The sequence below is a fragment of the Sphingomonas sp. RS2018 genome, assembly GCF_054489605.1.
Genome location: NZ_JBTMWL010000007.1, coordinates 19,543 through 27,541 on the forward strand (window position 1 = coordinate 19,543; position 7,999 = coordinate 27,541).

Here is a 7,999-nt window from a genome sequence, read left to right on the forward strand (position 1 = left end):
CGCTTTCGCGAATATGCAATTTGGTTTTATATAGGTATGAATGCTGTCTTAGCGGGCGATTTGGAGAGCGTGGCAATGAGGGTGAATAGACGCGACGCGCTACGGGTGGCGGGTACCGCAGTGGCCGCCGCGGCGACGCCCGGCTTCGCTCAAGACAAGCCGGACGCCGTCAATCCGCTGCGGCTCTGGTATCGTCAGCCCGCCACCGCCTGGGTCGAGGCACTGCCGGTCGGCAACGGCCGGCTCGGCGCGATGGTCTTCGGCGGGATCACCAGCGACCGCATCCAGTTGAACGAGGACAGCTTTTTCGCAGGCGGTCCCTATGACACGAACACGCCCGATGCGGCGGCCGCGCTACCGGAGGTTCGCCGCCTCATTTTCGCGCGCGAATTTGCCGCCGCTCAGAAGCTGGCCGACCAGAAGCTGCTAGGCCGCCCGGTCAAGCAGATGGCGTATCAGCCGATCGGCGACCTGCTGCTGACGTTCCCCGCGCTGGAGGAGCCGCGCGACTATGTCCGCGAACTCGACCTCGATGGAGCGATTGCGCGCACCAGCTTTCGCACCGGTTCCGCGCGTCATGTGCGCGAGGTCATCGCTTCCGCCCCCGACGGCGTCGTCGCTGTCCGGCTGACGGCGGAGGGGCGCGGCGGCGTGACCGCAATCATCGCGCTGACGACGCCACAGGCCGCAGAGGTGACGCGCGACGGGCCCGATACGCTGGTTATGTCGGGCATCGGACCCGATAACCAGGGCATCGCCGGCCGTATCCGCTTCGAGACCCGACTGAAGATCGCGACCGACGGCGGCACCGTCACCGCGCGCGGCGACAGCCTGTATGTCGAAGGCGCGAAGGAGGTCGTTCTGATGCTGGCGACGGCGACCAGTTTCCGCGCTCCCGACGACGTGTCGGGCGATCCCGCCGCGGCGACCCGCGCCACGCTGACGCGACTGGGCGCGAAGCCGTGGCGGCGGATGCTGGAGGATCATCAGGCTGACTACCGGCGCCTGTTCCGCGGCCTGTCGATCGATCTCGGCGCCACCGCCGCCGCGGCACTGCCGACCGACGAGCGGATCCGCCGCTCGGCCGAGCTCGACGATCCCGGTTTTGCCGCGCTGTATGCGCAATATGGCCGCTACCTGCTGATCGCGTCGTCGCGGCCCGGCACTCAGCCCGCCAATTTGCAGGGCATCTGGAACGAAAAGACCACGCCCAGCTGGCAGTCCAAATGGACGCTTAATATCAACACCGAAATGAATTACTGGCTTGCACCGATGGCGGGGCTGGCCGAATGCGGCGAGCCGTTGCTGCGGATGGTCGAGGAACTGGCGGTGACGGGCCGCAAGACCGCGCGCGGCATGTACGGCGCGTCCGGCTGGATGGTCCACAACAATACCGACATCTTTCGCCAGACCGCAGTGGTCGATGGCGCGAAATGGGCGCTGTGGCCGACGGGAGCTGCGTGGCTGCTGTCGAACCTGTGGGACGCATGGGAATATAATCGCGACCGCGCCTATCTTGCGCGTATCTATCCGCTGATGACTGAGGCCTGCGCATTCTTCCTCGATACACTGCAAAACGATCCAGCGAGCGGTAAGCTGGTCACCAACCCGTCGTTGAGCCCGGAAAACCAGCATCCGTTCGGCGCATCGCTGTGCGCTGGGCCGGCGATGGACAGTCAGTTGCTGCGCGACCTGTTCGACCGGACGATCGCGGCCGGCAAGCTGCTTGAACGCGACGCGCCCCTGCGCCCACGGCTAGCGGCGGCGCGTTCGCGACTTCCAGAGGACAGGATCGGCAAGGCCGGACAGTTTCAGGAATGGATGGAAGATTGGGATCTGCAGGCACCGGAGCCCCAGCACCGCCACGTCAGTCACCTTTATGCGCTCTATCCTGGGCAGCAGGTCGACAATGAAACCACGCCCGCGCTCGCTGCTGCGGCGCGCCGCTCGCTCGAATTGCGCGGAGACGATGCGACCGGGTGGAGCATTGGGTGGAAGATCAACCTGTGGGCGAAGCTGGGCGATGCCGAGCGTACCCACAAGATCCTGCGCATGCTGTTCGAACCACGGAGGACCTATCCTAACATGTTCGACGCCCATCCTCCGTTTCAGATCGACGGTAATTTCGGCGGCGCGGCCGGTATCCTTCAGATGCTGGTGCAAAGCCACGCCGGGCGTGTCCACCTGTTGCCGGCGCTGCCGCGCGCGTGGCGGACTGGCTCGGTCAAGGGCGTACGCGTCCGCGACGCGGGGATGGTCGATGTCGCCTGGGCGGACGGACGATTGCGCGAGGCGATATTCCGATCCGCGACGGGCGGACGTTACCGGGTGCGGCATAGCGGCCGCGATCTCAACATGTCGGTAGGACGCGGCAAGGCGGTACGACTCACGGTGGGTGCCGACGGCGGGCTGGTGCGCGCATGATCGCCGCAAACGCCGTGCGATGCGCAGCCCGGGGTGCTATCGTCCTGTCCGTCATCGGCCTGCCGCTGGCCGGCCTATCGACTCCGGCCGCGGCCCAGCACTGGTCGCGCAGCTGGGCGGCGGCCCCGCAGGCTCCGCTGTCCCCGCAGGCCAACCGCCCGGTGCCAGACCTGAGGGATCGCACCGTTCGTCAGGTGGTTCGGCTGTCGAACGGTGGATCGGCACTGCGCGTGCGCATCACGAACGAGATGTCGGACGCGGTCCTACGGATCGGCCAGATCACCGTGGCTAAAGCGGATTCCGATGGGCGGATCGCCCCCAATTCCGCCCGCGTCCTGCGGTTCAGTGGGCTGAAGACCGTGCTGGGTCACGCTGCCCTCGTTAGCGATGCGGTGGCGATGCCGGTGCAAGCCGGTGAACGAGTGACGATCAGCATCCACCTGCCCGACGGCGCGACGGCACCGACGGTGCATTCGCATGCCGCGGCGACCGCATGGATCGCGCCGGGCGACCAGACCGGATCGGCGACCCTGACGGATGCGGTACGGTTCAACCAGCGGCTGATGATCGCTGCCGTCGATGTCGAGACGCGCCGGCCCGCGCACACGATTGTCACCTATGGAGACTCGATCACCGATGGCGCGCGTGCGACCAACGATGCCGATACCCGCTATCCCGATCAGCTGGCCGACCGGCTACGCCGCGCCGGCCGGAAAAACGTCGCGGTCGCCAACATGGGGATCGGCGGCAATCGATTGCTGATCGACGGCACCGGGCCGAGCGGCCTCGCCCGCTTCGACCGCGACGTGCTGGCGGTGCCGGGCGTGTCGCACGTGATCGTGCTGGAGGGGGTGAACGACATCGGCACCGCCACGCGCGACCGCAAGCGCCTGCCGTCGCCCGAGGAGCTGATTGGCGCATACCGGCAAATGATTGCGCGCGGACGCGCCGCGGGCGTGAAGGTGATCTTGGCGACGATCCTCCCCTACAAGGGCGCCGGCTACTGGTCCGAAGAGGGCGAGGCCGTGCGGACGGCGATTAACCGCTGGATCATGACGGCGGGCGAAGCCGATGGCGCCGTCGACTTCGCCCGCACAGTCGCTCGTCCCGACGATCCGCAGCGTATCGCCCCGGCCTTCGACGGTGGCGACGCATTGCACCCCAACGACGCCGGCTTTCAAGCGATGGCGGCGGCGATCGACCTGCGCCTGCTGCGCTAGAAAAGCGCTTCGTACGGCGCGGGCTCCGGGCAGTTGCACGACGCTCGCGACCGCCTAACATAGCCGCATGAGTCCGCCGTCCCCTACCCCGCCGCCTGTCCCTTCGCAGGCGGAACGCTACAAAGTGCCCGCACTGGAAAAGGGGCTCGACATCTTTGAGGCACTCGTCAACCACCCTGACGGATTAACCGGGACCGAACTTGCCGCCGCGACGGGGCGCTCAATCGGCGAGATTTTTCGCGTATTGCAGGTGCTCGAACGGCGAGGCTATTTGCGGCGGCACCCGGCCTCCGATCGCTATTTCATCACTTATCGCCTGCTCGACCTTGGCCACCGTGCGACGCCCGCGCGTACGCTTGCCGCCGTTGCGCAGCCTGTAATGCACGCGCTGGCGATGCATGTCGTCCAATCGTGCCATCTGGTTGTCGGCGGAGAGGGCAAGGCATTGGTGATTGCACAGCAGCCTCCGCCCGGTCCCACCGGCCTGAGCGTCCAGCTGGGCGCTGAGCTCGATCTATTCGCCAGTTGCTCGGGGATCGTGCTATTGGCGTTTACCGCGCCCGAGCGGCTCCAGGGCCTCACCGACGGCGCCCCCATCCCGCGCGACCTGCAGACCATCCTTCCCGTCATCCGCGGGCAGGGATACGCACACCGCGACAGCCTGCGGACCGAAGGGGTACGCGACATCAGCTATCCCGTGTTTGGATTCGACGGGCATCTAAAGGCGGCGCTGACGCTGCCCTATCTGAAACTGATCGACGGCAGCCAGACGATGGACGAAGCGCAGACGCGGGAGGCGCTCGCCAGCGCCGCAGCCGAGATTTCTCTCGGTCTCGGCCACGTCGACGCCTGACCCAGCGTCTGGCGCGTCTGCATCAGAAGCGGAAGCCCGCCCCGACCGTCACCGACCGGCCGATCCGCGTTTCGAAAAGCGGATCCTGACGCCCCGAATCGATGAACAGCGTATTGCGTTCGTCGGTCAGGTTCTGCGCCTCGACCGTGAAGCGAAGCCACGGCGTTACGTCGTATGACATTGAGGCATCGACGTAGAGCGTGCTCTTGTTGCCCAGAATGTCGCTGTCCGGCCCGCCCGACGGGACCGCGCGGATGAACGGATCGCGATAGGATGCAGTGCCGCGGATGCTAAACTTCGAATCTTCGTAATACAGCGTGCCGCTCGCCGCGTTCTTCGAGAGCCCGATCAGGTCGTTGACCGTAGTCAACGTCGGTACGCCGCCGGAGCTATTGAGGAAGTACGTGATCCGCGAGGTGACATAGGTGTAGCTGGCAAGCACGCCCAGGTTAGACAGGAACCCCGGCAGGAAGCGTAGCGGTTGCTGATAATTGATCTCGACGCCGTTCAATTTGCCGCCCGGCGTGTTCACCACCTGGCTGACGGTGAAGATGTCCGATGGCGACGACGGCGATCCGTCGAGCAGCGAGGCGGGCAACCCCGTCTGCGAATAGACAACCGAGTTGTTCAGTGTCTGGATGTAGGACGAGATGTCCTTGCGAAACAGGCCGACCGACAGCAGCGCACCGGGCTGGAAATACCATTCAAGCGAGGCATCATAGGTGCTCGCCTCGATCGGGCGGAGCAGCGCGTTACCGTTCGAGATGTTGCGCGTCGTCGTGTTGATCGATCCGCCCGGCGACAGGTTCGACAGTTCCGGACGCGACAGCACATCGGCCGCGGCGAGGCGGAGGATCAGCTTGTCGGTGAATTCCGCCGCCAGGTTGAGCGACGGCAGCCAGTTCTCGTATGTCCGCTCGACCACCGCCCCGCGCCCCGCCTGCGGGAAGGGCGAGCCGGCCGGCGTCGCGAACGGAATGTAGCCAATCGATCGCTGATCGGTGTGGACATAGCGCATGCCGGCATTGCCGCGCACGACGAACGGCAGCACGTCACGCAATTCGAATTCGGCCTGGCCGTAACCGACCGCCACCCGCTCGCGAATTTGTGAATTGTCGTTCACGACGCCGCATTCGACCGAGCAGTCGGCAAAGATGCCCTGCCGCGACTCAAGATTGAAAAGCGCGTTGAACTTGTCGTAATCGATCGCGACCCAGCTCGTCGGTATGCCCTCGCCCAGTCCTTTGCCAAAGCCGGTGATGGTTCGCGTCACGTCAGCTAACGACTTGCCCGCCGGGAAGGTCGGGACGGCGAGGTTGTTCGCCGCGGTGCGACCGAAGCTGACGACGGCGAAATCGGATTCACGATACTGGCCACCGCCGCGCAGCTTGAAGCCATCGGTAACGGTCCACAGCGCGTTCAGTTCGGCCGTCGTGTTGTCGATCGTCGACTTCAGGCGCCGCGTCACCACCGTGCCGCGCACTGTGCCGTCCGCCGCCGTGCCGGTGAAGGCGAACGAGGCTGGATTGTTGATGTCGACGCCGAAGTTGATGAGCGGAATATTGTCGCGGCCACGGAAATCGTAGGAGAATCCGTTAGCGTTGATCGCGTCGATGTTCACCGTCGTACGGATCGGGTTGTCGAAGATCGATTGCGACCGGCCAACTAGGCCGTAGAGCTTCAGACGGTCGTTGAATTCATGCTCGATGCTGAGCGTCAGCTGCTTGAACGTGCTTTTGAACCGGTCGGTTAAGCCTTCGGATCGGACGTCAACGCCGTTGAATCGGCCATATTCAAGCGTACCGTCTGACGTAATCGACGAATCTAGGATCGACGTCATCGGCTTGCCGTTATTGGTCAGGTTGCGGCCGAACGACAGACCGGCGATATAGTTGTCGCGACGCTCGACATCGAAGATCGCGAGCAGGCCGTCGAGCGAGACTTTCGTTCCGTCCTGCGGCTTCCACTGCACCGACAATGTCGCCCCGAGCCGGTCGTAGTCCTGCTCCGAATTGACATAGCGCGGGATGCGCGGGTGGAACGTGCCCGCACCCGGCGTGTTGGGAGACGACGTGCCGGTGATGCCCGCCCTCGAGAAGACGCTGTTGTACGCAGACGCCACTGACGTGCGTGGCAAGCCCGTGCCGCAATTGGCCGCATCGACGCCCTTCACGGCATTGGACGCGGGAACCTGCGGCGTTGCACCGAGCGGCGAGCAGAAGCCGCCATCGTCCGACGCACGCAGGATGTTGACCGCCGAATACCCCATCTCGCGCGTGCGCCGTCGTGTATAGGCGGCCGATCCAAGGATACCAAAGGTTCCGTCGGCGAACGTTTTAGAGATGAGGGCGGACACGCGCGGATCGATCTTTCCGCGTACTTCGTTCCAACTGCCCTGTGCACGCGCAGTGAAGGTAAAGTCTTTGCTGTAGTCCAGCGGGCCGGCAGTCTGCAGGTCAACCGTTGCGCCGAGCGACCCTTCCTCGACGTCAGCTGAGGACGTTTTGCGCACTGTAAGCGCGTTGAAGAGTTCGGAGGCGAAGACGTTGAAATCGAAGCCGCGTCCACGGTTGCCTGCGCCTAGGATGTCGGAACTGCCTGTCTGCGACGTTCCTTCCATCCCGTTCAGCCGGACGCGGGTGAACCCGGCACCGAGCCCGCGCACGGAAATATTTTTGCCCTCGCCGCCGTCGCCGCGGGCCAGCGCGACGCCGGGTACCCGCTGCATAGACTCCGCAAGATTGGCATCAGGAAACTTACCAATATCCTCGGCTAGGATCTGGTCAATTACGCCGGCGTCCGCGCGCTTCGCTTCAAGTGCATTCTGCAGACTGGAGCGAAACCCCGTGACGACGATGTCCTCGCTGGACTCGAGCGGTGGCGCTGGGTCTGGGATAGGTGCGGGAACAGTCTGGGCCGCAGCGATGTGAGATCCGCTGCAAAGGCCCACCGCCAGCGCAACAGCTCCAACTTGCCAACCTACGCTGCTGAACGACGTCATATGGTCCCCTCCACGGCTCATTGCTCAATCGCAGCCGTAGGCATCATCTATCCTATATGCAATTAGATTTCGTATAGGCAATATGCGGGGTATCACGTGGTGCGTCAGACGGATTTGCGCCTTCGCGTCTGGCCGGCTCCGTCGATCGCACTTGTCCTGACGGCAGCGTTGCTGATCGTGTCAGCGCCCGAAGGCACCGACGACAAGGTTGCCGCGCGACGCTCGCCAACCGTCGCGATCGCGTGGTCACTATCAACCAGATACTCAGGATGTCTGGGGCTTGGCCGACCCGGTAGGCGTCCGATACACAGTCCACTCGACTTCCGGTGCGACCAGAGCGACAGCGTGTCGCCGACCCGGATGGTGATGAACCGCGGACGGTCGCCCCGGGGCTTATGCTCGGCCGGGGCTGATGTTGGTGGGAGCAGCAGCGTGCTGCTCGATGGAGACCAGCATGACCAGGCTCACCGATACCCAGACCATCCTTCTCTCCAACGCGGC

Annotated in this window: 4 protein-coding genes; 3 read left to right on the plus strand and 1 reads right to left on the minus strand. The window is 64.6% G+C overall.

Going from position 1 to position 7,999, the window contains the following annotated elements; genetic code table 11:
• Nucleotides 1-75 precede the first annotated feature (75 nt).
• The 3 genes from ACX40P_RS14970 (at nt 76) to ACX40P_RS14980 (ending at nt 4,497) form a co-directional block, all read left to right on the plus strand.
• Nucleotides 76-2,424, plus strand: a complete 2,349-nt coding sequence (locus ACX40P_RS14970) for a glycoside hydrolase family 95 protein (RefSeq protein ID WP_459127158.1) — start codon at nt 76-78, stop codon at nt 2,422-2,424.
• Nucleotides 2,421-3,644, plus strand: a complete 1,224-nt coding sequence (locus ACX40P_RS14975; RefSeq protein ID WP_459127159.1) for an SGNH/GDSL hydrolase family protein — start codon at nt 2,421-2,423, stop codon at nt 3,642-3,644. The genes ACX40P_RS14970 and ACX40P_RS14975 overlap by 4 nt, the downstream gene beginning before the upstream one ends.
• 124 nt (nt 3,645-3,768) lie before the next feature.
• Nucleotides 3,769-4,497: an IclR family transcriptional regulator gene (locus ACX40P_RS14980; protein WP_459127160.1), complete on the plus strand. Its 729-nt coding sequence runs from the start codon at nt 3,769-3,771 to the stop codon at nt 4,495-4,497.
• A gap of 22 nt (nt 4,498-4,519) precedes the next feature.
• Here ACX40P_RS14980 and ACX40P_RS14985 read toward each other — a convergent pair whose 3' ends face one another.
• A complete protein-coding gene (locus ACX40P_RS14985; protein WP_459127161.1) occupies nt 4,520-7,519 on the minus strand; it encodes a TonB-dependent receptor in 3,000 nt (999 codons plus the stop codon).
• Nucleotides 7,520-7,999 lie beyond the last annotated feature (480 nt).